Source organism: Pelistega suis, from assembly GCF_013133795.1.
Lineage (GTDB): Bacteria > Pseudomonadota > Gammaproteobacteria > Burkholderiales > Burkholderiaceae_B > Taylorella > Taylorella suis.
In genome coordinates this window covers 1-1532 of sequence record NZ_JABGBN010000018.1, presented here as the reverse complement: position 1 = coordinate 1532, position 1532 = coordinate 1, and the positions used below count along the sequence as shown (strand labels likewise).

Below are 1532 nucleotides of genomic sequence, written 5' to 3'. Positions count from 1 at the left end.
TATAGACTCCTGATAACTTCGTTCTGCGATACTCCCTAAATAAACTTTATACTTCTCCATTACTAGGTTTTTTCTACGTCTTGGCATATGGATATCCTTAATAAAATTACTTTGATTTATTTGGAATTTTGACTGGAATAATTTTTACGGTCTTATCTGATTTATCCACGGCAACCATAATCGTTTTAACGGGTAAATCTTTCCTTTTAGCTATTTTCATGGCTTTTGCAACATCACCTTCAGTAGGTAAGTTTTGCGTCACCGCCTCTATCCAACCCTTAGATAATTGATTAGTACCTCCTGCTCCCTTAGTACTCACCTGCAATGCCCCATTAGCGATGTTCTGAGACATGTCGGTTGAATAAGATAACATCCCAGAACCTCTACAGAGCAGCCTACCCCTATGCCATCACCCATCTTGGCTTTAAAAATCTTCTGCATATTGCAGAAAATCAAACTCTCCTTCTTTTCCTGACAATAAGTGAGCTGCATAGCTATCAATAGCTTCAGCAGGATTAGAGAGTTTTTTTATTTGCATGACATCTGTTCTTGGTACGACATACACATTACGTTCGGTGTTATGCGATGAGACAAATAGCTGGAAACCATTTTTTCCCCAGTCTCCATCTAACCGTGTATCTAGCAAACACCGTAGTTCAAAGTATTTATCATCCATAAACTCTTTAATGTGATAGCTTTGACGGAAAGGATGATTAAATTTAGATTCTAAAAATTCGGTATATTGAGGTAATGCTTTATCTGTTTTATCGGTAAAACCACCTATAATTGAATCTATTGGTGATACAGAATAAGTTACAGCTGATGGCAAAACACCTCTATGAATATCAATCACTGTTGATTCCGCCATATCCCATCCCTCAGCTCGGTAAAGCCAAGAGTTAAGTATTTCTAGCGGGATAGTAGGATAATCACTCTTTCCTTTTTCGTAAGTATATGGTGTGTACTGCATATAACATATCCTTTCATCATTTATAATGATACCGAATTGGGTGATGTCACTTGAACCTAAATCCCATTTCTCTACAGCATAGAAAAACTTGCCTCCAATTAAATATTGATAGGTTTTGGGCTGTAAAGCTCTAAAAGGTTCTAAAAAATAATCAGACAAATTTCCTTTCGATTCTTGTATAAAATAATACCCGTTCACTCTCCTTCTGGTCTCACTAAGTTTAAGAGAATCGAACGGAATTTGATTAAGGTCTGTGTAAACAAAATCAAACTGTTCATGTAAATCTTTTTTTGAAAAAAACATTATCATAATCCCCTTTGTTTAATTTCTTCCTTAACTTTTTCCTCTATCGTTCTTTGTTGACCTGCTAACCACCTACGATACTCAGGAGAAATCTCTTTACCCTCTTTAACATACATTTTCCAACCATCGGTACCTGTCTCTACCTTTTTGCCTTTTGACGAATTCAGCTCTTTAGGCAAAGGTTGTAGATTCATTAGATTATTCAATAATTCTCCCTGAAAGTTTTCAAACATCTTTACCTTCTCAAACAGGACATATA

The 1532-nt window shown here is 36.0% G+C and carries 3 protein-coding genes; all 3 read right to left on the bottom strand.

The window, feature by feature from the left end; all coding sequences use genetic code 11:
• Positions 1 to 106: 106 nt before the first annotated feature.
• Entirely contained in the window at positions 107 to 373 is a 267-nt protein-coding gene (locus HKX39_RS10545) for a hypothetical protein (RefSeq protein ID WP_171681280.1), read from the bottom strand.
• 51 nt (positions 374 to 424) lie between these two features.
• Entirely contained in the window at positions 425 to 1273 is an 849-nt protein-coding gene (locus tag HKX39_RS10540; protein WP_216605100.1) for a hypothetical protein, read from the bottom strand.
• A gap of 2 nt (positions 1274 to 1275) precedes the next feature.
• The coding region (locus tag HKX39_RS10535) for a hypothetical protein (protein WP_216605099.1) at positions 1276 to 1532 on the bottom strand (257 nt) is incomplete at its 5' end.

Coding starts and splice junctions, on each gene's coding strand:
- HKX39_RS10545 (WP_171681280.1), bottom strand. CDS start 373: ATGTTATCTTATTCAACCGACATGTCTCAGAACATCGCTAATGGGGCA.
- HKX39_RS10540 (WP_216605100.1), bottom strand. CDS start 1,273: ATGTTTTTTTCAAAAAAAGATTTACATGAACAGTTTGATTTTGTTTAC.